The organism is Staphylococcus sp. HMSC34C02, assembly GCF_001838705.1.
Lineage (GTDB): Bacteria > Bacillota > Bacilli > Staphylococcales > Staphylococcaceae > Staphylococcus > Staphylococcus borealis.
Map to the genome: position 1 here is coordinate 231,544 of NZ_KV838592.1, position 23,416 is coordinate 254,959.

Annotated in this window: 19 protein-coding genes; all 19 read left to right on the forward strand. The window is 34.1% G+C overall.

The features are described 5' to 3' along the window. Positions 1-2: 2 nt before the first annotated feature. Positions 3-1,310 (forward strand): FADH(2)-oxidizing methylenetetrahydrofolate--tRNA-(uracil(54)-C(5))-methyltransferase TrmFO, encoded by a 1,308-nt coding sequence (trmFO, locus tag HMPREF3239_RS09795; RefSeq protein WP_070855519.1) that lies wholly within the window; start codon positions 3-5, stop codon positions 1,308-1,310. Positions 1,311-1,484: 174 nt separating this feature from the next. Next, positions 1,485-2,348, forward strand: a complete 864-nt coding sequence (xerC, locus tag HMPREF3239_RS09800; RefSeq protein ID WP_239469276.1) for a tyrosine recombinase XerC — start codon at positions 1,485-1,487, stop codon at positions 2,346-2,348. Beyond that, positions 2,349-2,894 carry an ATP-dependent protease subunit HslV gene (gene hslV / locus HMPREF3239_RS09805; RefSeq protein ID WP_053029290.1) on the forward strand — a complete coding sequence of 182 codons (546 nt, stop codon included), beginning with the start codon at positions 2,349-2,351 and terminating at the stop codon, positions 2,892-2,894. Positions 2,895-2,951: 57 nt separating this feature from the next. Next, on the forward strand, positions 2,952-4,355 hold the full coding sequence (gene hslU / locus HMPREF3239_RS09810; protein ID WP_053029292.1) for an ATP-dependent protease ATPase subunit HslU: 1,404 nt from the start codon (positions 2,952-2,954) through the stop codon (positions 4,353-4,355). A 21-nt stretch (positions 4,356-4,376) separates the two neighbouring features. After that, positions 4,377-5,150 (forward strand): GTP-sensing pleiotropic transcriptional regulator CodY, encoded by a 774-nt coding sequence (gene codY, locus HMPREF3239_RS09815; protein ID WP_070855523.1) that lies wholly within the window; start codon positions 4,377-4,379, stop codon positions 5,148-5,150. Between the two features lie 278 nt (positions 5,151-5,428). Next, positions 5,429-6,217 (forward strand): 30S ribosomal protein S2, encoded by a 789-nt coding sequence (gene rpsB / locus HMPREF3239_RS09820; protein ID WP_070855525.1) that lies wholly within the window; start codon positions 5,429-5,431, stop codon positions 6,215-6,217. 164 nt (positions 6,218-6,381) lie between these two features. Beyond that, on the forward strand, positions 6,382-7,260 hold the full coding sequence (gene tsf, locus HMPREF3239_RS09825) for a translation elongation factor Ts (RefSeq protein WP_053029296.1): 879 nt from the start codon (positions 6,382-6,384) through the stop codon (positions 7,258-7,260). Between the two features lie 136 nt (positions 7,261-7,396). Then, complete coding sequence (gene pyrH / locus HMPREF3239_RS09830) at positions 7,397-8,119, forward strand: UMP kinase (protein ID WP_053029298.1); 723 nt, start codon at positions 7,397-7,399, stop codon at positions 8,117-8,119. Between the two features lie 17 nt (positions 8,120-8,136). Next, positions 8,137-8,691 (forward strand): ribosome recycling factor, encoded by a 555-nt coding sequence (gene frr, locus HMPREF3239_RS09835; RefSeq protein ID WP_070855527.1) that lies wholly within the window; start codon positions 8,137-8,139, stop codon positions 8,689-8,691. Positions 8,692-8,916: 225 nt separating this feature from the next. Continuing rightward, entirely contained in the window at positions 8,917-9,687 is a 771-nt protein-coding gene (locus tag HMPREF3239_RS09840; protein WP_070855529.1) for an isoprenyl transferase, read from the forward strand. 3 nt (positions 9,688-9,690) lie between these two features. After that, positions 9,691-10,473 (forward strand): phosphatidate cytidylyltransferase, encoded by a 783-nt coding sequence (locus tag HMPREF3239_RS09845; RefSeq protein ID WP_053029303.1) that lies wholly within the window; start codon positions 9,691-9,693, stop codon positions 10,471-10,473. Between the two features lie 210 nt (positions 10,474-10,683). Then, positions 10,684-11,970: an RIP metalloprotease RseP gene (gene rseP / locus HMPREF3239_RS09850; RefSeq protein ID WP_070855531.1), complete on the forward strand. Its 1,287-nt coding sequence runs from the start codon at positions 10,684-10,686 to the stop codon at positions 11,968-11,970. An 18-nt stretch (positions 11,971-11,988) separates the two neighbouring features. Further along, positions 11,989-13,689, forward strand: coding sequence for a proline--tRNA ligase (locus HMPREF3239_RS09855; protein ID WP_070855534.1), 1,701 nt, complete (start codon positions 11,989-11,991; stop codon positions 13,687-13,689). A 257-nt stretch (positions 13,690-13,946) separates the two neighbouring features. Continuing rightward, complete coding sequence (locus tag HMPREF3239_RS09860; RefSeq protein WP_070855536.1) at positions 13,947-18,263, forward strand: PolC-type DNA polymerase III; 4,317 nt, start codon at positions 13,947-13,949, stop codon at positions 18,261-18,263. A 175-nt stretch (positions 18,264-18,438) separates the two neighbouring features. Then, entirely contained in the window at positions 18,439-18,906 is a 468-nt protein-coding gene (rimP, locus tag HMPREF3239_RS09865; protein ID WP_070855537.1) for a ribosome maturation factor RimP, read from the forward strand. Positions 18,907-18,926: 20 nt separating this feature from the next. Beyond that, a complete protein-coding gene (nusA, locus tag HMPREF3239_RS09870; RefSeq protein WP_053029313.1) occupies positions 18,927-20,159 on the forward strand; it encodes a transcription termination factor NusA in 1,233 nt (410 codons plus the stop codon). Between the two features lie 25 nt (positions 20,160-20,184). Further along, complete coding sequence (gene rnpM, locus HMPREF3239_RS09875; protein WP_011275933.1) at positions 20,185-20,469, forward strand: RNase P modulator RnpM; 285 nt, start codon at positions 20,185-20,187, stop codon at positions 20,467-20,469. Then, positions 20,466-20,783, forward strand: a complete 318-nt coding sequence (locus tag HMPREF3239_RS09880; RefSeq protein WP_053029325.1) for a YlxQ family RNA-binding protein — start codon at positions 20,466-20,468, stop codon at positions 20,781-20,783. Before rnpM ends, HMPREF3239_RS09880 begins: the two co-directional genes overlap by 4 nt. 4 nt (positions 20,784-20,787) lie before the next feature. Further along, positions 20,788-22,941 carry a translation initiation factor IF-2 gene (gene infB, locus HMPREF3239_RS09885; RefSeq protein ID WP_070855538.1) on the forward strand — a complete coding sequence of 718 codons (2,154 nt, stop codon included), beginning with the start codon at positions 20,788-20,790 and terminating at the stop codon, positions 22,939-22,941. Positions 22,942-23,416 lie beyond the last annotated feature (475 nt).

Here is a 23,416-nt window from a genome sequence, read left to right on the forward strand (position 1 = left end):
CCATGAGTCAAACTGTAAATATTGTTGGCGCAGGCTTAGCTGGTTCAGAAGCTGCTTACCAATTAGCTCAACGAGGAATCAAGGTTAATTTGATTGAAATGCGTCCTGTTAAACAAACACCAGCGCATCATACTGATAAATTTGCAGAACTAGTATGTTCTAACTCACTTCGTGGTAATGCTTTAACAAATGGTGTAGGTGTACTAAAAGAAGAAATGAGACGATTAGACTCGTTAATTATTTCTACTGCTGATAAAGCGAGAGTGCCTGCCGGTGGTGCATTAGCAGTTGATCGACATGATTTTTCTGGTTACATTACTGAAACTTTAAGAAATCATCCAAACGTTACAGTAATTAATGAAGAAATAAATAGTATTCCTGAAGGGTATACGATTATTGCTACGGGCCCATTAACTACTGAAAATTTAGCTAAAGAAATCGTAGACATAACTGGTAAAGATCAACTTTATTTTTATGATGCTGCCGCTCCAATAATAGAAAAAGAATCCATAGATATGGATAAAGTGTATTTGAAATCACGTTATGATAAAGGTGAAGCAGCTTATCTGAATTGTCCAATGACCGAAGAAGAATTCAATCGCTTTTATGATGCAGTACTTGAAGCAGAGGTTGCACCAACAAATGAATTCGAAAAAGAAAAATACTTTGAAGGATGTATGCCTTTTGAAGTAATGGCTGAACGTGGACGTAAAACATTATTATTTGGACCCATGAAACCAGTGGGACTTGAAGACCCAAAAACAGGCAAACGTCCATTTGCTGTTGTTCAATTAAGACAAGATGATGCTGCAGGCACGCTATATAATATTGTTGGTTTCCAAACACACTTAAAATGGGGTGCTCAAAAAGAAGTCATTCGCCTTATCCCTGGTTTAGAAAATGTAGATATCGTTCGATATGGTGTCATGCATCGAAATACTTTTATTAACTCTCCTGACGTGTTGAATGAAAAGTATGAATTGATTAAAGAAGATCGAATTCAATTTGCAGGTCAAATGACAGGTGTTGAAGGCTATGTTGAGAGTGCAGCAAGTGGCCTTGTTGCTGGCATCAATCTAGCTCATAAAATATTAGATAAAGGTGAAGTAATATTCCCAAGAGAAACAATGATAGGTAGTATGGCATATTACATCTCTCATGCCAAAAATGAAAAGAATTTCCAACCTATGAATGCTAATTTTGGTTTACTCCCATCACTTGAAAAACGTATCAAAGATAAAAAAGAACGTTACGAGGCACAAGCAAATAGAGCACTCGAATATTTAGAAAATTATAAGAAAACACTTTAAAAATAATATAAACTTTATAATTGATAGAAAATGTGTCAATTCAAAGTTTTAAAGAATTCTCAAAAGATTTTGAATTCTATAGCTAATTGTTTTAGTCCCTTTCATGTTATATGCTACAATGCATATGATGGAGGGGATTTTTAAGTGGAAGAAATCCAAGTTACATTCTTAAATATGCTCAAAGTTGAAAGGAATTTCTCCGACCATACTTTAAAATCATATCATGATGATTTAGTACAATTTAATCGTTTTTTAGATCAAGAGTTATTAAGCATAAAAAATTTTGAATATAAAGATGCTCGAAATTATTTAAGTTATTTATATTCGCAAAATTTGAAACGTACTACTGTATCAAGGAAGATTTCAACGTTAAGAACTTTCTATGAGTTTTGGATGACACAAGATGAGACAATCATCAATCCTTTTGTTCAACTGGTTCATCCTAAGAAGGAAAACTATTTACCACAGTTTTTTTATGAAGAAGAGATGGAGGCTTTATTTAAAACTGTAGCTCAAGATTCTAAAAAGGGATTACGTGATCGAGTTATTTTAGAATTATTGTATGCAACTGGTATACGTGTTTCAGAACTAGTAAATATACAACTTAAAGATATTGATATGTCTTTACCTGGTGTAAAGGTACTAGGAAAGGGAAACAAAGAGCGATTTGTTCCGTTTGGAGAATTTTGTCGCCAAAGTATTGAACAATATTTAAGTGAATTCAAACCGATACAACATGCCAAACATTCATATTTGTTAGTTAATATGAATGGCGCACCTATAACTGAAAGGGGCGTTAGGTATGTATTAAATGATGTTGTAAAACGTACAGCAGGAGTGACAGAAATTCATCCCCATAAACTTAGACATACGTTTGCAACACACTTACTCAATCAAGGAGCGGATTTGAGAACGGTACAATCTTTATTAGGACATGTAAATCTATCAACCAGTGGACGATATACACATGTATCTAATCAACAATTACGTAAAGTGTATTTAAATGCACATCCTCGAGCGAAAAAGGAGAGTAAATAAATGAGTAAAACATCATTACATGCAACAACGATTTATGCTGTTAGACACAATGGTGAAGCGGCAATGGCTGGTGATGGACAAGTGACACTTGGTGAGCAAGTCATTATGAAACAAACAGCACGTAAGGTTCGTAGATTATACGAAGGGAAAGTGCTTGCTGGATTTGCTGGAAGTGTTGCAGATGCTTTCACATTGTTCGAGAAATTCGAAACAAAGTTACAACAATTTAGTGGTAACTTAGAACGTGCAGCTGTTGAGCTAGCACAAGAATGGCGTGGGGATAAACAACTGCGTCAATTAGAAGCAATGTTAATTGTAATGGACAAAGATGCAATATTAGTGGTGAGCGGAACTGGAGAAGTGATTGCGCCAGATGATGATTTAATTGCAATTGGTTCAGGTGGAAACTACGCATTAAGTGCTGGAAGAGCGTTGAAACGCCATGCTAGTCATTTATCAGCAAAAGAAATGGCTTATGAAAGTTTGAAAGTTGCATCTGACATTTGTGTGTTCACTAATGATAATATTATAGTGGAAACACTTTAACGTTAAACAAATGGAAATGAATATAAATGGACGTATATTAGGTTGGAGGTAAAAGATATGGATGCAAATGGTATAAAATTAACACCTAAAGATATCGTATCTAAATTAAATGAATATATAGTTGGGCAAGATGATGCTAAACGTAAAGTTGCCATTGCGTTAAGAAATCGTTATAGAAGAAGTTTGCTTGACGAAGAAACTAAACAAGAAATCGCGCCTAAGAATATTTTAATGATTGGTCCAACTGGTGTTGGTAAAACGGAAATAGCTAGACGTATGGCTAAGGTTGTTGGCGCCCCATTTATCAAAGTGGAGGCCACTAAGTTTACTGAAGTAGGTTACGTTGGACGAGATGTTGAGAGTATGGTTCGTGATTTAGTGGATGTGGCAGTAAGACTTGTTAAAGATCAAAAGAAAGACTTGGTCAAAGATGAAGCGCTTAATAAAGCAAATGAAAAATTAGTTAAATTATTAGTGCCAAGTATGAAGAAAAAAGCATCAAATAATAACAATCCATTAGAGTCATTATTTGGTGGCGCAATTCCAAACTTTGGTAATAATGATGATGAGGAAGAAGAAACACCAACTGAAGAAATTAAAACGAAGCGTTCAGAAATCAAAAAACAATTATTAGATGGTAAACTTGAAGAAGAGAAAGTTAGAATTAAAGTTGAACAAGATCCAGGTGCGCTTGGAATGCTAGGTACTAATCAAAATCAGCAAATGCAAGATATGATGAATCAACTCATGCCTAAACGTAAGGTTGAACGTGAAGTGCCTGTTAAAACAGCGCGTAAGATTTTAGCTGATGATTTCGCGGATGAGTTAATAGACCAAGAGACGGCGAATCAAGAAGCATTAGAGTTGGCAGAACAAATGGGTATTATCTTCATTGATGAAATTGACAAAGTAGCAACGAATAATGCTAATAGTGGTCAAGATGTTTCAAGACAAGGTGTTCAACGAGATATCTTGCCAATCTTAGAAGGTAGCATGATTCAAACTAAGTATGGTACTGTAAATACTGAACATATGCTATTTATTGGTGCGGGGGCATTCCATGTATCTAAACCTAGCGATTTAATACCTGAATTGCAAGGTCGTTTCCCGATTAGAGTAGAATTAGAAAGCTTAACTGTGGATGATTTCTACAGAATATTAACAGAACCTAAACTATCACTTATTAAGCAATATGAGGCACTACTCCAAACTGAAGAGGTCACTGTGAACTTTACCGAGGAAGCGATTACAAGATTGGCTGAAATGGCTTATCAAGTAAACCAAGACACTGATAACATTGGTGCGCGTCGTTTACACACAATCCTAGAAAAAATGCTTGAAGATTTATCATTTGAGGCACCTAGCATGCCAAATGCTGTAGTAGATATAACACCACAATATGTTGATGATAAGTTGAAATCTATTTCAACAAATAAAGATTTAAGTGCATTTATTTTATAATATAAATAAAGGAGAAATTTTATGAGCTTATTATCTAAAACTAGAGAATTAAATACACTATTACAAAAACATAAGGGTATTGCCGTTGACTTTAAGGACGTTGCTCAAACAATTAGTAGCGTTACTGTAACGAACGTATTTATTGTTTCACGTAGAGGTAAAATTTTAGGTTCAAGTTTGAATGAACTTTTAAAGAGTCAAAGAATCAATGACATGTTAGAAAGTAAACATATTCCTAGTGAGTATATTGAACTATTAATGGATGTTAGACAAACTGAATCAAATATTGATATTAATAATGAATTAACAGTATTCCCTCCAGAAGACAAAGAATTATTTAACGACAGTCGTACGACTGTATTTCCTATTCTTGGTGGGGGAGAAAGATTAGGTACATTAGTACTTGGTCGTGTTAAAGATGACTTTAACGAAAATGATTTAGTATTAGGTGAATATGCTGCTACAGTAATTGGAATGGAAATTTTACGTGAGAAGCATAATGAAGTTGAAAAAGAAGCGCGTGATAAAGCAGCTATTACAATGGCTATTAATTCATTATCTTATTCAGAAAAAGAAGCTATTGAGCATATCTTTGAAGAATTAGGTGGTAATGAAGGCTTACTTATTGCTTCTAAAGTAGCAGATAGAGTAGGTATCACACGTTCAGTTATCGTTAACGCATTACGTAAACTTGAAAGTGCTGGTGTAATCGAATCACGATCCTTAGGGATGAAAGGTACCTTTATTAAAGTTAAAAAAGAAAAATTTCTTGAAGAATTAGAACGTAATAAATAATTAGTATTAGCATAATTATTCTAATAAATTGAAGTTTAACTGCTGCGAGGCTAAAACATGTATCTGCAGCAGTTTTTTAATTGCTCGAAATATCGAAAGAGTTACGTATTGACGTAATCAATAAATTAACGTTGCACGGCAATTAAAAGTATGATATTATTATTGTCGGCTATAAAGCCAATACACACATAATAAACGCACATGTAGAGGGTGCAATTCAATCATTGTCTTTATATGAGTTTATTATGGAGGTAAATAACCACTAGGAGGAATTTAAAATGGCAGTAATTTCAATGAAACAATTACTAGAAGCCGGTGTTCACTTCGGTCACCAAACACGCCGTTGGAACCCAAAAATGAAAAAATATATCTTCACTGAAAGAAATGGTATCTATATCATTGACTTACAAAAAACAGTGAAAAAAGTTGAAGAAGCGTATAACTTCATCAAACAAGTATCAGAAGATGGCGGTAGAGTCTTATTCGTTGGTACTAAAAAACAAGCACAAGAATCAGTTAAAGCTGAAGCAGAACGTGCTGGTCAATTCTACGTTAACCAAAGATGGTTAGGCGGAATTTTAACTAACTATAAAACAATTTCTAAACGTATTAAACGTATTTCTGAAATCGAGAAAATGGAAGAAGACGGTTTATTCGACGTTTTACCTAAAAAAGAAGTTGTTGAACTTAAAAAAGAATACGACCGTTTAATCAAATTCTTAGGCGGTATTCGTGATATGAAATCAATGCCTCAAGCATTATTCGTCGTTGACCCTCGTAAAGAGCGCAACGCGATTGCTGAAGCACGTAAATTAAATATTCCAATCGTTGGTATTGTTGACACTAACTGTGATCCAGATGAAATTGATTATGTTATCCCAGCGAACGACGACGCTATTCGTGCCGTTAAATTATTAACTGGTAAAATGGCTGACGCTGTCTTAGAAGGTCAACAAGGTGTTTCTAACGATGAAGTAGCTGCAGAGCAAAACATCAATTTAGATGAAAAAGAAGAATCTCAAGAATCAGAATCAACTGAAGAAAATACTACTGTTGAATCAAACTAAGATATAGTTTAAATGGGTGATAAGATGTAATGCTTATCGCCCTTTTTTCAAATAATAAAAAATAATAATTAAAGTTAACTAGAGTATTGGAAATTATAGTGACTTTAATGGTAATATTTAGGTATCATCTATTATTACAATTAGAAATATTGGAGGAATAATTAATGGCAATTTCAGCAAAACTTGTTAAAGAATTACGTGAAAGAACTGGCGCTGGTATGATGGATTGTAAAAAAGCGCTAACAGAAACTGATGGTGACATCGATAAAGCGATTGATTACTTACGTGAAAAAGGTATCGCTAAAGCAGCTAAAAAAGCAGACCGTATTGCAGCTGAAGGTTTAGTACATGTTGAAGTTAAAGGAAACGAAGCTGCTATCGTTGAAATCAACTCTGAAACTGACTTCGTAGCTCGTAATGAAGGCTTCCAAGAATTAGTTAAAGAAATTGCTAATCAAATTCTTGATAGCAAAGCTGAAACAGTAGATGCTTTATTAGAAACTAAATTATCAAGTGGTAAAACAGTTGATGAAAGAATGAAAGAAGCAATCTCAACAATCGGTGAAAAATTAAGCATCCGTCGTTTCGAAATCAGAACTAAATCTGATAACGATGCATTTGGTGCATACTTACACATGGGTGGACGCATTGGTGTGTTAACTGTAGTTGAAGGTTCTACTGATGAAGAAGCTGCTAAAGATGTAGCAATGCACATCGCAGCTATCAATCCAAAATATGTTTCTTCTGAACAAGTTAAAGAAGAAGAAATCAACCACGAAAAAGAAGTATTAAAACAACAAGCATTAAATGAAGGTAAACCAGAAAAAATCGTTGAAAAAATGGTTGAAGGTCGTTTACGTAAATATCTTCAAGAAATTTGTGCAGTTGATCAAAACTTTGTTAAAGATCCAGATCAAACAGTTGAAGCTTTCTTAAAATCTAAAGGTGGTAAACTTGTTGACTTCGTTCGCTATGAAGTAGGCGAAGGTATGGAAAAACGTGAAGAAAACTTCGCAGATGAAGTTAAAGGTCAAATGAAATAATCTGTCGACAGGATTTACAAGAAAGAAGACACCTTTGAGGTTTTCTATTATAAAGTCATACTTTATGTTAGAAGGCGCGTCAGTGTCTTCTTTACTTGTATATATTACATATTTTTACAATAGAGAGGAAAAAACAATGGCGCAAACTTCTAAATATAAACGTGTAGTATTAAAACTTAGTGGTGAGGCACTCGCAGGAGACAAAGGTTTTGGTATTAATCCAATCATTATTAAAAGTGTAGCACAGCAAGTAGCTGAAGTTGCTAAGATGGATTGTGAAATCGCAGTTATCGTTGGTGGCGGTAATATTTGGAGAGGGAAAACTGGTAGTGACTTAGGTATGGACCGTGGTACAGCGGATTACATGGGTATGCTTGCTACAGTTATGAACGCTCTTGCACTTCAAGACAGTTTAGAACAATTAGAATGTGACACTCGAGTGTTAACTTCTATTGAAATGAAACAAGTAGCTGAACCTTATATTCGTCGACGAGCTATTAGACATTTAGAGAAGAAACGTGTTGTAATTTTCGCAGCAGGTATTGGCAATCCTTACTTCTCTACAGATACAACTGCAGCGTTACGTGCAGCAGAAGTCGAAGCCGATGTTATTTTAATGGGTAAAAATAATGTTGATGGTGTATATTCAGCAGACCCTAAAGTAGATAAGAATGCGGTTAAGTATGATCACTTAACACATATCCAAATGTTACAAGAAGGATTACAAGTGATGGATTCAACAGCTTCATCATTCTGCATGGATAATAATATTCCATTAAATGTATTCTCAATTATGGAAGAAGGAAATATTAAACGTGCAGTTATGGGCGAGAAAATAGGTACATTAATAACTAAATAATTAGAGGTGTAATTAGTATGAGTGACATTATTCAAGACACTAAAGCTAGAATGAGTAAATCTATCGATAATTTATCACGTGAATTAGCAAATATCAGTGCTGGAAGAGCAAATTCAAATTTATTAAGTGGCGTAACAGTTGATTATTATGGAGCTCCAACTCCAGTTCAACAATTAGCTAGTATCAATGTGCCAGAAGCACGTTTATTAGTTATTTCTCCATATGATAAAACTTCAGTGGCTGATATCGAAAAAGCAATTAACGCTGCGAACTTAGGTGTAAATCCTACAAGTGATGGCGAAGTTATTCGTATCACAATTCCTGCTTTAACTGAAGAACGTCGTAAAGAGTTAGTGAAAAATGTTAAGAAAATTGGTGAAGATGCGAAAGTTTCAATTCGAAACATTCGTCGCGATATTAACGACCAATTGAAAAAAGATGAAAAAAATGGAGACATTACTGAAGACGACTTAAGAAGTCAAACAGAAGATGTACAAAAAGCAACTGATAATTCTATTAAGGAAATTGATCAATTAGTAGAAGACAAAGAAAAAGACATTATGTCTGTTTAATGAGTTCGACAATAAATTAATTCATTTAATAATGTGTAAGTTGTATTTAAAGCGTACTTTATACATTACTATAAATTATTTTAGTCTAAACTGTGCCAATTCAGACTTTGGTACAGTTTTTTCATTTGCTTATTCAATGCCATTATCGAGTATGATAAAATGATAGATGATTTCTTAAATAACTAATATAATATAATAGAGATGATCAGGCTCGGAGGAAAGACCATGTTTAAAAAGCTAATAAAAAGAAATAAGACTAAAATCAGTCAGAACGATGATTTAGATTTACATAATTTACCTGAACATGTAGCGATTATCATGGATGGCAATGGACGTTGGGCCAAAAAGCGTAAAATGCCTAGAATAAAAGGTCACTATGAAGGTATGCAAACGATTAAAACGGTAACGCGAGAAGCAAGTGATTTGGGCATTAAATACTTAACCTTATACGCTTTTTCAACTGAAAACTGGTCTAGACCTGAAAATGAAGTGAATTATATCATGAATTTGCCTGTAAATTTTTTGAAAACATTCTTACCAGAACTCATTGAAAAAAATGTTCAAATTGAAACAATTGGATTTCTGGAAGCCGTTCCTAAATCGACGATAGAAGCGATTGAACACGCAAAAGAAAAAACTAAAAATAATACAGGATTAAAATTGATATTTGCTATTAATTACGGTGGACGTGCTGAAATTGTACAAAGTATGAAATCAATTTATGATGAACTTCAACATAACGGTCAAGGCAGTAAAGATATTGACGAATCAATGATAACCAAGCATTTAATGACACATTCATACCCAGATCCTGAATTATTAATTCGTACTTCTGGCGAACAACGTATTAGTAATTTCCTTATTTGGCAGTCTTCTTATAGTGAATTTATATTCAATGAGAAATTATGGCCAGACTTTGACGGTGAAGAATTTAAAAATTGTTTAAAAATATATCAATCTCGCCAAAGACGCTTTGGAGGGTTAAGTAAGGAGTAGCGTATGAAAGTTAGAACTTTAACCGCAATTATTGCTTTGATAATATTTCTCCCAATTTTATTAATGGGTGGAACAACACTCATGTTGTTTGCGTACTTACTCGCTTTAATTGCTTTAAAAGAACTCTTAAATATGAATATGATTAAATTACTTTCAGTCCCTGGCATTTTTAGTGCATTAGCATTAATCATTATTATGTTGCCTCAATCAGCAGGTGACTGGGTTAGTGATATTCAGTTAAAAAGTTTAATCGCAATGAGTTTTATTTTATTAAGTTATACTGTATTGTCTAAGAATAGATTTAGTTTTATGGACGCAGCATTTTGTCTGATGTCAGTTGCATACGTAGGCATTGGATTTATGTATTTCTATGCAACACGTTCAGATGGTTTACATTACATACTTTATGCATTTTTAGTGGTATGGTTAACTGATACAGGGGCTTATATTTTCGGTCGTTTGATGGGGAAACATAAATTGTGGCCAGTGATCAGTCCAAATAAAACAATCGAAGGCTTTATTGGTGGCTTAATTTGTAGTTTAATAGTACCAATTGTTATGTTATGGTTTGTTGATTTTAATTTAAACATTTGGTTACTATTATTAGTAACAATCATCTTAAGTATTTTTGGTCAACTAGGTGATTTAGTTGAATCAGGATTTAAACGTCATTTTGGTGTTAAAGATTCTGGACGAATTTTACCAGGTCATGGCGGCATATTAGACCGCTTTGATAGCTTTATGTTTGTTTTACCATTACTCAACATTTTATTAATACAAATGTAGTATGATTTTAATGTTTTATTTATATATGAAAAATGTATAGTGCTATAATTGAGGAGTTATTGAGTGCACATTTGACTAGATATAGTAGATGATGTAATTCTTAACTCCTTTTATTAAAAGTAAAATTCTTGAATAATTTAACTAAATCATAGATAATCTACATCATTCTTATGAATAAAGTAGAAAATTAATTTAATTGAGGTGTAACACGTGAGTTATTTAATCACTATTGTCTCATTTATAATCGTGTTTGGTGTACTGGTTACAGTACATGAATATGGTCACATGTTCTTTGCTAAGCGTGCTGGAATAATGTGTCCTGAATTTGCGATAGGTATGGGACCCAAAATCTTTAGTTTCCGAAAGAATGAAACGTTATACACAATCCGTCTATTACCAGTCGGTGGATATGTAAGAATGGCTGGGGATGGTTTAGAAGAACCGCCAGTTGAACCAGGCATGAATGTTAAAGTTAAGCTTAATGATAAAGATGAAATTACGCATATTATTTTAGATGATCAACATAAATTTCAAAAAATAGAAGCAATCGAAGTCAAAAAATGTGACTTTAAAGAAGATTTATATATAGAAGGTATTACATCATATGACAATGAGCGCCATCACTTTAACATTGCTGAGAAGGCCTATTTCGTTGAAAATGGAAGCTTAATCCAAATTGCACCACGCCATCGCCAATTTGCACACAAGAAACCATTACCAAAATTTTTAACATTATTTGCAGGCCCTTTGTTTAACTTTATATTGGCTTTGGTTTTATTTATTGCATTAGCTTATTTCCAAGGTACACCTACTACTTCAGTAGCGCAATTAGCTGATAACTACCCTGCACAACAAGCAGGATTAAAAGCTGGGGATAAAATTGTTCAAGTAGGTCCATATAAAACAAAGGATTTTGACGATATACAATCTGCTGCGAATAAAATTAAAGATAACAAAACAACGATAAAATTTGAAAGAGATAATCAAATCAAGTCAGTTGATATAACACCTAAGAAACAAGTAATTAAACAAACAAAATTAAATTCTGAAACGACATACATTTTAGGCTTCCAGCCGGAAAAAGAACATACATTAATTAAACCAATAGCTTTAGGGTTTGATCAGTTTGTAAGTGCGAGTACGTTAATATTTAAAGCAGTAGGCACAATGATTGCAAGTATATTTACTGGTCAATTTTCTTTAGACATGTTAAATGGTCCAGTGGGTATTTATCATAATGTCGATTCTGTTGTGAAACAGGGTGTTATTGCATTAACGTATTACACTGCACTGTTAAGTGTTAACTTAGGTATAATGAACTTGTTACCAATCCCAGCACTTGATGGTGGTCGAATCTTATTCGTACTTTATGAAGCCATCTTTAGAAGACCAGTGAATAAGAAAGCTGAAACAATGATAATAGCAGCTGGTGCTATATTTGTCTTAATTATCATGGTTCTAGTAACTTGGAACGACATACAACGTTATTTCTTATAAATTAAGGAGGAGTAAGTGATGAAACAATCGAAAGTTTTCATTCCAACAATGAGAGATGTACCTGCTGAAGCAGAAGCATTAAGTCATCAATTATTATTAAAAGCAGGGTTAATTAAACAAAGCACAAGTGGTATTTATAGCTATTTGCCACTCGCTTCTCGTGTCTTAAATAATATTTCTAAAATTATTCGTGAAGAAATGGAACGTATAGATGCTGTTGAAATTTTAATGCCTGCGCTTCAACAAGCAGAACTTTGGGAAGAGTCAGGTCGTTGGGGTGCCTATGGTCCAGAACTTATGCGATTAAAAGACCGTAATGGTCGTGAATTTGCACTAGGACCAACGCATGAGGAAGTAGTCACTTCTATCGTGAGAGATGAACTTAAGTCATATAAACAATTACCATTATCTTTATTCCAAATTCAGTCTAAATACCGTGATGAAAAGCGTCCACGTTTCGGGTTATTACGTGGTAGAGAGTTTATTATGAAAGATGCTTATTCATTCCATGCTGATGAAGCATCACTTGATGATACGTATCAAGATATGTACAACGCTTACGGTCGTATATTCAAACGCGTTGGTATTAATGCGCGTCCAGTAGTTGCAGATTCAGGTGCGATTGGCGGTAATCATACACATGAATTTATGGCGCTAAGTGAAATTGGTGAAGATACGATTGTTTATAGTGAACATAGTGATTATGCAGCTAACATTGAAAAAGCTGAAGTTGCATATTATCCAAATGAAAAACATACTGAAGTTGCACCACTTGAAAAGATTGAAACACCTAATGTTAAAACTGCTCAAGAATTAGCAGACTTTTTAAATCGTCCATTGGATGAAATTGTGAAAACGATGATATTCAAAATTGATGGTGAATTTATCATGTTCTTAATCAGAGGTCACCATGAGTTAAATGATGTCAAAGTTAAAGCGTACTTCGGAACAGATCATGTTGAGATGGCAACTGAAGATGAAATTATTAATTTATTAAGTGCAAGTCCAGGATCATTAGGACCAATTCATGATAAAGAAATTAAAATTTACGCTGATAATTTTGTTAAAGATTTAAATAATTTAGTTGTAGGTGCAAATGAAAATGGCTACCATTATGTAAATGCCAATAATGGACGCGACTTTAATGTTGATGAATATGGTGATTTCCGCTTTATCTTAGAAGGTGAACCATTAAGTGATGGCTCTGGTGACGCGAAATTTGCTGAAGGTATTGAAGTTGGTCAAGTATTCAAATTGGGAACAAAATACTCAGAAGCAATGAACGCAACATTCTTAGATAATCAAGGTAAAGCTAAACCATTAATCATGGGATGTTACGGTATTGGTGTATCAAGAACATTAAGTGCTATTGTCGAACAAAATAATGACGAAAATGGTATTATTTGGCCAAAATCAGTAACACCGTTTGATTTACACTTAATAACAATAAATCCTAAAAAAGATGAACAACTTGAATTAGGTAATCAATTGTATGAAACATTGCAACAACAATATGATGTACTTTATGATGACCGTAAAGATCGTGCAGGCGTTAAATTCAACGATGCAGATTTAATTGGTTTACCTATACGAATTGTCGTAGGTAAAAATGCGAGTGATGGTATCGTCGAAGTCAAAGTGCGTCAAACTGGTGAGAGTGAAGATGTTCATATAAATGATTTAATTGACTATATCGCTACATTATACAGTCAATTATAATATGGTGAACGCTTAGACGTATGATTTAAGCGTCTAAGTCATTACTGAGTTAATATAGCAATCAATGCACTAATCGAAATGAGGTTAAGACAATTTCATAGTTGTCTAAGCCTCTTTTTTATTAAAAGAATTAAACGCAGCAAATGAAATGCATCACTCAAAGTAGTATAATAGATATCAAGTTTGTAGTTAGAACATAACACTTTACGTTAAAACAAAATTGAGAAAAGAGTTAAATATAAGGGTGGTTATCTGTCATGGCAATGACGAATCAAGAAAAATTTAAAGTACTTGCGGACCAAATTAAAGTTTCCAATCAACTTGATCAAACAATTATTGAACAAGGTGAATTAACGCGAGTAGATGTGTCAAATAAAAATAGAACGTGGGAATTTCAAATTACATTGCCATATTTTCTATCACACGAAGATTATTTAATTTTTACAAATGCAATTACTGAAGAATTTAAAGACATTGCCAAAGTTGATTGGCATTTTACAATTCAAGATACAAGTAACCAAGATGAACATGCCATTAAATATTTTGGTCATTGTATTGAACACACTGCACTATCGCCTAAAGTGAAAGGTCAGCTTAAACAGAAACGTTTAATTATGTCAGGCAATGTGCTCAAAGTAATGACCTCAAATGACATCGAAAGAAATCACTTTGATAAAGTATGTAATGGTAGCTTAGTAAAAGCATTTCGTAAATGTGGTTTTGATATAGATAAAGTCGTATTTGAAACAGATGACTCAAGTTCTTATGATGATTTAGCCTCACTTGAAGCGCATATTCAAGAGGAAGATGAGAAGAGTGCGCGTGAAGCTACCGAAAAAATCGAAAAAATGAAAGCTGAGAAAGCGAAACAACAAGATAATAACGAAAGCAATGTTGAAAAATGCCAAATTGGTAAACCAATACAAGTTGAAAATATTAAACCTATTGAGTCAATTGTTGAAGAAGAATTCAAAGTTGCAATTGAGGGTGTTATATTTGATATTAACCTTAAAGAATTGAAGAGTGGCCGTCACATTGTTGAATTAAAAGTGACAGACTATACGGACTCTTTAGTGCTTAAAATGTTTACACGAAAAAATAAAGACGATTTAGATCACTTTAAGGCACTTAGTGTTGGTAAATGGGTTCGTGCTCAAGGACGTATTGAAGAAGACACATTTGTCAGAGATTTGGTTATGATGATGTCTGATATTGAAGAAATCAAAAAGGCGCCAAAGCAAGATAAAGCAGAAGAAAAACGAGTAGAATTCCATTTGCATACATCAATGAGCCAAATGGATGGCATTCCTAACATAAGTGCGTATGTTGATCAAGCTGCTAAATGGGGACATAAAGCGATAGCAGTTACTGACCATAATGTCGTGCAAGCATTTCCCGATGCGCATGGCGCAGCTGAAAAAAAAGGCATCAAAATGATTTATGGTATGGAAGGTATGCTTGTAGACGATGGAGTACCTATTGCTTATAAACCTACAGACCGAGATCTTAAAGAAGCTACATATGTCGTGTTTGACGTTGAAACGACAGGACTGTCAAACCAATATGACCAAATTATAGAATTGGCTGCTGTTAAAGTAAAAGATGGAGAAATTATTGATAAATTTGAACGTTTCAGTAATCCACATGAGAAATTATCAGAAACGATTATAAATTTAACGCATATTACTGATGATATGTTAACAGATGCGCCTGAAATTGATGAAGTACTAACAGAATTTAAAACGTGGGTTGGCGACGCTATATTTGTAGCGCATAATGCATCATTCGATATGGGCTTCATCGACACAGGATATGAAAGACTTGGGTTTGGCCCATCAACGAATGGTGTCATTGATACATTAGAATTATCACGTACGATTAATACTGAATATGGTAAACACGGTTTAAACTTTTTAGCTAAAAAATATGGTGTAGAACTAACACAGCACCATAGAGCCATTTATGATACTGAAGCTACGGCATATATTTTCATTAAAATGGTCCAACAAATGAAAGAATTAGGCGTAACAAACCACAAAGACATCAACCAAAAACTATCGAATGAGGATGCATATAAACGTGCACGACCAACACATGTAACATTAATTGTTCAAACACAAGAAGGTCTAAAAAACTTATTTAAGATTGTAAGTGCTTCTTTAGTTAAATATTACTATCGTACACCAAGAATTCCACGATCATTATTAAATGAATATCGTGAAGGTATCTTGGTAGGAACTGCATGTGATGAAGGTGAATTATTCACGGCTGTTATGCAAAGAGATCAGTCAGAAGTTGAAAAAATTGCTAAGTATTATGACTTTATTGAAGTCCAACCACCAAAACTTTATCAAGATTTGATTGATAGAGAGCTGATTAGAGATACAGAAACACTATACGAAATCTATGACCGTATCTTGAAAGCTGGAGAAAGTACTGGTATTCCTGTTTTAGCAACAGGTAACGCACATTATTTATATGAGCATGATGCCATTGCACGTAAAATATTGATTGCCTCACAACCCGGTAATCCTTTAAATCGCTCAACATTACCTGAAGCATATTTTAGAACAACAGATGAGATGCTAGATGAGTTCCACTTCTTAGGTGAAGAAAAAGCACACGAAATTGTAGTTAAAAACACCAATGACTTAGCAGACCGAATAGATAAAGTTATTCCGATTAAAGATCAGCTATTCACACCACGCATGGATGGTGCGAATGAAGAAATACGTGAATTAAGCTATACAAATGCTAAAAAATTATATGGTGAGGATTTACCACAAATTGTAATTGATCGACTTGAAAAAGAACTTGCAAGTATTATCGGGAATGGATTCTCAGTTATTTATTTGATCTCTCAACGTCTTGTGAAAAAATCATTGGATGATGGTTATTTAGTAGGTTCACGTGGTTCGGTAGGCTCAAGTTTTGTGGCGACGATGACAGAAATTACTGAAGTTAATCCGCTCCCACCTCACTACATTTGCCCTAATTGTAAAACAAGTGAGTTCTTTGATGATGGTTCTGTAGGTTCAGGATTTGATTTACCTGATAAAAAATGTAGTACTTGTGGTGCCGATCTTATCAAAGAAGGGCAAGATATTCCGTTCGAAACGTTCTTAGGATTTAAAGGGGATAAAGTACCTGATATTGACTTGAACTTTAGTGGTGAATATCAACCTAACGCACATAACTACACTAAAGTGCTGTTCGGAGAAGACAAGGTATTCCGTGCTGGAACAATAGGTACTGTTGCTGAAAAAACAGCGTTTGGTTATGTTAAAGGTTATTTAAATGATCAAGGTATCCACAAACGTGGTGCTGAAATCGATCGCCTTGTTAAAGGATGTACAGGTGTCAAACGTACAACCGGTCAACACCCTGGTGGTATTATTGTTGTTCCGGATTATATGGACATTTATGATTTCACGCCAATCCAATTTCCAGCAGATGATCAAAGTGCTTCTTGGATGACGACACATTTTGACTTCCATTCTATCCACGATAATGTGTTGAAACTAGATATACTTGGACACGATGATCCTACAATGATTCGTATGCTACAAGATTTATCTGGTATAGATCCAAAGACCATTCCGGTCGATGATAAAGAAACGATGCAAATCTTTAGTAGTCCGGAATCATTGGGTGTAACTGAAGAAGATATTCTTTGTAAGACAGGGACATTTGGTGTGCCTGAATTTGGAACAGGGTTTGTTCGACAAATGTTGGAAGATACTAAGCCAACGACGTTTTCAGAATTAGTTCAAATCTCAGGATTATCTCATGGTACCGATGTATGGTTAGGTAATGCACAAGAATTAATCCGAACAGGTATTTGTGATTTATCAAGCGTTATAGGCTGTCGTGACGATATAATGGTTTATTTAATGTATGCAGGATTAGAACCTTCTATGGCCTTCAAAACGATGGAGTCAGTGCGAAAAGGTAAAGGGTTAACTGATGAAATGATAGACGCTATGAAAGAGAATGATGTACCAGACTGGTATTTAGATTCTTGCTTGAAAATTAAATACATGTTCCCTAAAGCCCATGCGGCTGCATATGTATTAATGGCAGTGAGAATTGCATACTTTAAAGTGCATCATCCACTTTATTATTACGCAGCATACTTTACAATTCGTGCTTCAGACTTTGATTTGATTACAATGATTAAAGATAAAGAAAGTATTAAGAATACAGTGAAAGATATGTATTCTAGATACATGGACCTCGGTAAAAAAGAGAAAGATGTGCTTACTGTGTTAGAAATCATGAATGAAATGGCGCACCGTGGTTTCCGTATGCAACCGATTAGTCTCGAGAAAAGTCAGGCATTTGACTTTATTATTGAAGGAGATACGTTAATCCCTCCATTTATTTCTGTGCCTGGACTTGGAGAGAATGTTGCTAAACGTATTGTAGAAGCACGAGAAGATGGTCCTTTCTTATCTAAAGAAGATTTAAATAAGAAAGCTGGATTATCTCAAAAAATCATCGAGTACCTTGATGATTTAGGTTCGTTACCTGACCTACCAGACAAAGCACAGTTATCTATCTTTGATATGTAAACGAACTTATGTTGTGAACATTTGATTTCATTTCGTCAATCCTATTGACACAGTTAGTATACATTTGTTTAAGGAATTAAAGTGTGATATACTTATTGTGCGTAAAAAATTAGACTCAGGCAGAAAGAGTGGGCATATACCCGCTCTTTTCTATTTGCCGAAAAAGGAGGCCTGTATGAGTAAAATCACTGAGGAAGTAGAAACAATCATAACTCCTGTTTTAGACGAATTGAATTTTGAATTAGTAGAAGTTGAATACACTAAAGAGGGGAAAGATCATTTCTTAAGAATCTCAATTGATAAAGAAGGCGGTGTCGATTTAAATGATTGCACACTTGCCTCTGAAAAAATCAGCGAAGTAATGGATGAAAATGATCCAATTCCAGAAATGTACTACTTAGACGTTGCATCACCGGGTGCAGAACGTCCAATAAAAAAAGAAAAAGATTATCAAAATGCAATTGAAAAACCAGTGTTTGTATCATTATATGCGCCAATTGAAGGCGGTAAAGAATGGCTCGGTATTTTAAAAGCTGTTAATGATGATGTAATTACTATGGAAGTTAAAGAGAAAGCTAAAACAAAACAAATTGAAATACCAAGAAATAAAATTGCAAAAGCACGTCACGCTGTTATGATTTAACGTGATGAGGAGGAATAATTGTGGCAAGTAATGAACTTTTATTAGCAACTGAATATTTAGAAAAAGAAAAGAAAATTCCAAGAGAAGTATTAATTGATGCGATTGAAGCAGCTTTAATTACTGCATATAAAAAGAACTATGATAGTGCTAGAAACGTACGTGTAGAGTTAAATATGGATGAAGGTACATTCAAAGTTATTGCACGTAAAGATGTTGTCGAAGAAGTATTTGATGATAGAGATGAAGTAGATTTAAGTACTGCACTCGTTAAAAATCCAGCTTATGAAGTTGGCGATATTTACGAAGAAGATGTTACACCAAAAGATTTTGGCCGTGTTGGTGCACAAGCAGCTAAACAAGCTGTAATGCAACGATTACGTGATGCGGAAAGAGAAATTTTATACACTGAATTTATTGACAAAGAAGACGATATTTTAACAGGTGTTATCGACCGAGTTGATCATCGTTATGTATATGTAAATTTAGGGAGAATTGAAGCGGTTTTATCTGAAGCTGAAAGAAGTCCAAATGAAAAATATATTCCTAACGAACGCATCAAAGTTTATGTTAACAAAGTAGAACAAACAACTAAAGGACCACAAATTTATGTTTCTAGAAGTCATCCTGGCTTATTAAAACGTTTATTTGAACAAGAAGTACCTGAAATTTATGATGGTACAGTGATTGTAAAATCAGTAGCTCGTGAAGCCGGTGATCGTTCTAAGATTAGTGTTTATTCTGATAATCCAGACATTGATGCAGTAGGCGCATGTGTAGGTGCTAAAGGTGCGCGTGTTGAAGCTGTAGTTGAAGAACTTGGTGGAGAAAAAATTGATATTGTTCAATGGAATGAAGATCCAAAAGTATTTGTACGTAATGCTTTAAGTCCTTCACAAGTATTAGAAGTTATCGTTGACGAAGACAATCAATCTACTGTTGTTGTTGTTCCTGACTATCAATTATCATTAGCTATTGGTAAAAGAGGTCAAAATGCACGATTAGCTGCGAAATTGACTGGATGGAAAATTGACATTAAATCTGAAACTGATGCGCGCGAAGCGGGAATTTACCCTGTGATTGAATCAGAAGCATTAGCAGATGATATTGTTTTATCTGATTCTAATGATGAAGATATTGAAATTGATGATGTTGATTTAGAAGAATCGAATTTAACTACTGCAGAATTAGCAGCAGAAATCGATGAACCTTCTGAAAATACTGATGAAGTAGACAGTGAAGACAAAGACGTATAAGCAAATAATTGGGGTGAGTAATTAAGTGAAGAAGAAAAAGATTCCAATGCGCAAATGTATTATTACAAATGAAATGCGTCCCAAGAAAGATATGATTCGCGTTGTAATTAACAAAGAAGGCGACATTTTTGCTGATGGTACTGGCAAACAACAAGGTAGAGGCGCTTATGTTTCAAAAGATGTACAAAGTGTAGAAGCAGCTCAAGAAAAGGGCGTACTTGAAAGATATTTTAATGCAGATTCTGAAAAGCTAGACCCTGTTTATAAAGAAATTATACGTTTGATTTATAGAGAAGAGATTCCTAAATGAATAAAGAACAAATTTTAAATTTTTTAGGTTTAGCAATGAGAGCGCGTAAAGTGAAATCTGGCGAATCTGTATTGCTTACTGAGATTAAGAAAAATAATATTAAACTTGTTATCATGGCATCGGATGCCTCAGAAAACACTTTGAAAAATATAAAAAATAAATGTGAAACGTATCATGTCCCATTTAGGATTTTTAGTACAAGAGCAGAATTAGGACAATCTTTAGGTAAGTCGGAACGTGTAAACATAGGAGTTATAGACTCTGGGTTTGCGTCTAAGCTTACGTCGATGATAGATGAATATTGTAAGGAGTGATTATATGAGTAAAAAAAGAATTTACGAATATGCGAAAGAATTAAATGTAAAGAGTAAAGAGATTATAGATGAGTTAAAAAGTATGAATGTTGAAGTTTCTAACCATATGCAAGCGTTAGAGGACGATCAAATTAAATCGCTTGATAAAAAGTTTAAACCACAAGAAAGTGGTAATGATACGAAACAAAACACTCAAAATAATCACCAAAAACAACAAAACAATAACAATAATAAAAATAATAAACAAAATAACAAAGGTAACGTGAATCAAAAAGGCAATCATAACAACAAAAATAACAATAACAAAGGCAATAACAAAAATAATAAAAACAACAAGAATAACAAAAACAATAAAAATAATAAAGGTAACAAAAACAATAAGCCGGCAGCAGAACCAAAAGAAATGCCTTCTAAAATCACATATGAAGAAGGTATCACAGTTGGCGAATTAGCTGATAAACTTAATATTGAATCAGCAGGAATTATTAAAAAGTTATTCTTATTAGGTATTGTTGCCAATATTAACCAAGCGTTAGATGAAGAAACATTAGAATTAATTGCCGACGATTATGGTGTTGAACTAGAGAAAGAAGTCGTAGTGAACGAAGAAGATTTATCAATTTATTTTGATGAAGAAGAAGATGATTCTGATGCAATTGAACGTCCAGCGGTAGTTACTATTATGGGACACGTTGACCATGGTAAAACAACATTACTTGATTCAATTCGCCACACTAAAGTAACAGCAGGAGAAGCGGGTGGAATCACACAACATATCGGTGCTTATCAAATTGAAAATGCAGGCAAAAAAATCACATTCCTTGATACGCCAGGACACGCAGCATTTACTACAATGCGTGCGCGTGGTGCGCAAGTAACAGATATTACAATTTTAGTTGTTGCAGCCGATGATGGTGTAATGCCACAAACAATTGAGGCAATTAACCATGCTAAAGAAGCTAATGTTCCTACAATTGTAGCAGTGAATAAAATTGATAAACCAACTGCAAACCCTGATCGTGTAATGCAAGAATTAACAGAATATGGTTTAATTCCTGAAGATTGGGGCGGTGAAACAATCTTTGTTCCACTTTCAGCATTAAGTGGTGACGGTATTGATGATTTATTAGAAATGATTGGTTTAGTTGCTGAAGTGCAAGAATTAAAAGCGAATCCTAATAAACAAGCGATTGGTACAGTAATTGAAGCAGAATTAGATAAATCTCGTGGTCCTGCCGCTTCATTATTAGTTCAAAATGGTACTTTAAACGTCGGAGATTCTATCGTAGTAGGTAATACATTTGGACGAATTCGTGCAATGGTTAACGATTTGGGCCAAAGAATTAAATCAGCTGGTCCTTCTACGCCTGTTGAAATTACAGGAATTAATGATGTACCATTAGCTGGGGACCGCTTCGTTGTCTTCAAAGATGAGAAACAAGCGCGTCGTATTGGTGAAGCGCGCCATGAAGCTAGCGTTATTCAACAACGTCAAGAAAGCAAAAATGTATCATTAGATAATTTGTTCGAACAAATGAAACAAGGTGAAATGAAAGACCTTAATGTTATTATCAAGGGTGACGTTCAAGGTTCAGTTGAAGCACTTGCCGCTTCTCTTATGAAGATTGATGTTGAAGGCGTTAACGTGCGTATTATTCATACGGCAGTTGGTGCAATTAATGAATCAGACGTTACATTAGCTAATGCGTCAAATGGTATTATCATTGGTTTCAATGTGCGTCCTGACGCTGGTGCTAAACGTGCTGCAGAAGCAGAAAATGTTGATATGAGACTTCATCGTGTTATTTATAACGTTATTGAAGAAATTGAATCAGCTATGAAAGGTTTACTTGATCCTGAATTTGAAGAACAAGTTATCGGACAAGCTGAAGTACGTCAAACATTTAAAGTGTCTAAAGTTGGTACAATTGCAGGCAGTTATGTTACAGAAGGTAAGATTACTCGTAACGCAGGTGTACGTATTATTAGAGACGGAATTGTGTTATTCGAAGGTGAATTAGACACATTGAAACGTTTCAAAGATGATGCTAAAGAAGTAGCCCAAGGTTATGAATGTGGTATCACAATTGAAAAATTCAATGATATTAAAGAAGGCGACATTATCGAAGCATTCGAGATGGTTGAAATCGAAAGATAAAACGATGAGTTATGAAGTGGACTGAGTCTGGGACATAATTTCATCAATATAGCCAGTAAATGAGTTTTTATAAATTCATTTACTGGCTTTTTCATTTTACAATACCTCGTATGATAGGCGCGCTTGCCCAACTTGCTTAGTTTGTGAAATCTCTTTTCAAGATTTTTTATATTGGAGCTCGCGTTCAACTACATTTCATTATCCTTTTAGATTTACTTACTTAAGTACTAGTGTGTTTATTTTCATGAAATTAATGCTTCTAAAAAACAGTCTCGACAAAATGCTTCTTTATGCATAGACAAAATCTAAGTTCTCAAATCCCAAAATAGAAAATCACTTTAAAACTTTCTTATCTATTTATATTTTAAGATAAAAAAGTAAATAAATAAGAAAAAGTTATATAGTAATAAAAATGAAAAATTTGATATTATATATTCATTATAAAAATGAAAAATTTGAGATTTCAAAGGGGAAA

Coding starts and splice junctions, on each gene's coding strand:
- trmFO (WP_070855519.1), top strand. CDS start 3: ATGAGTCAAACTGTAAATATTGTTGGCGCAGGCTTAGCTGGTTCAGAA.
- xerC (WP_239469276.1), top strand. CDS start 1,485: ATGCTCAAAGTTGAAAGGAATTTCTCCGACCATACTTTAAAATCATAT.
- hslV (WP_053029290.1), top strand. CDS start 2,349: ATGAGTAAAACATCATTACATGCAACAACGATTTATGCTGTTAGACAC.
- hslU (WP_053029292.1), top strand. CDS start 2,952: ATGGATGCAAATGGTATAAAATTAACACCTAAAGATATCGTATCTAAA.
- codY (WP_070855523.1), top strand. CDS start 4,377: ATGAGCTTATTATCTAAAACTAGAGAATTAAATACACTATTACAAAAA.
- rpsB (WP_070855525.1), top strand. CDS start 5,429: ATGGCAGTAATTTCAATGAAACAATTACTAGAAGCCGGTGTTCACTTC.
- tsf (WP_053029296.1), top strand. CDS start 6,382: ATGGCAATTTCAGCAAAACTTGTTAAAGAATTACGTGAAAGAACTGGC.
- pyrH (WP_053029298.1), top strand. CDS start 7,397: ATGGCGCAAACTTCTAAATATAAACGTGTAGTATTAAAACTTAGTGGT.
- frr (WP_070855527.1), top strand. CDS start 8,137: ATGAGTGACATTATTCAAGACACTAAAGCTAGAATGAGTAAATCTATC.
- HMPREF3239_RS09840 (WP_070855529.1), top strand. CDS start 8,917: ATGTTTAAAAAGCTAATAAAAAGAAATAAGACTAAAATCAGTCAGAAC.
- HMPREF3239_RS09845 (WP_053029303.1), top strand. CDS start 9,691: ATGAAAGTTAGAACTTTAACCGCAATTATTGCTTTGATAATATTTCTC.
- HMPREF3239_RS09855 (WP_070855534.1), top strand. CDS start 11,989: ATGAAACAATCGAAAGTTTTCATTCCAACAATGAGAGATGTACCTGCT.
- HMPREF3239_RS09860 (WP_070855536.1), top strand. CDS start 13,947: ATGGCAATGACGAATCAAGAAAAATTTAAAGTACTTGCGGACCAAATT.
- rimP (WP_070855537.1), top strand. CDS start 18,439: ATGAGTAAAATCACTGAGGAAGTAGAAACAATCATAACTCCTGTTTTA.
- HMPREF3239_RS09880 (WP_053029325.1), top strand. CDS start 20,466: ATGAATAAAGAACAAATTTTAAATTTTTTAGGTTTAGCAATGAGAGCG.
- infB (WP_070855538.1), top strand. CDS start 20,788: ATGAGTAAAAAAAGAATTTACGAATATGCGAAAGAATTAAATGTAAAG.